We start from the raw sequence: 379 nt of genomic DNA on the forward strand, positions 1-379 counted from the left end.
GCGTCCCGAAGGCCTTCCGGCGGGTGGAAGATCAGATCGCCGATCCGAGGGTGGAGGACATTCGCAGCCAGGAGTCGTAAGTAGTACGCGTCCTCCGGGTCGCCTGAGAGAACTCTGCGGACAATTTCGACGAGTTCGGCTCTGGTGATGTCTGCAACCTGGGGGCGCGCGGGCCGGGCCGCCTCCATGGCGAACTCCTCCGCATCCCTGCTTGCCCAGTACTCGGCGAAGTCGAGCGCCCCGTACTCATGGCCTGTCGCGTGATTGAAGGCGCGGATCGCCTCGTCAGCTTTGCCGGGACAGCGAGCCACCAAGTGGGCGATCCGGTCGATCTCGCAGCTGAGCTCGTCCAGCCGCCGACTGCCCACAGGCGGGGGCA

At 66.2% G+C, this 379-nt stretch carries 1 protein-coding gene; it reads right to left on the reverse strand.

The features are described 5' to 3' along the window. On the reverse strand, positions 1-379 hold a 379-nt coding region (locus PUR26_RS00885; RefSeq protein WP_329868222.1), incomplete at both ends, for a hypothetical protein.

The sequence above is a fragment of the Streptomyces sp. SP18CS02 genome, assembly GCF_036322365.1.
Taxonomy (GTDB): Bacteria; Actinomycetota; Actinomycetes; order Streptomycetales; family Streptomycetaceae; genus Streptomyces.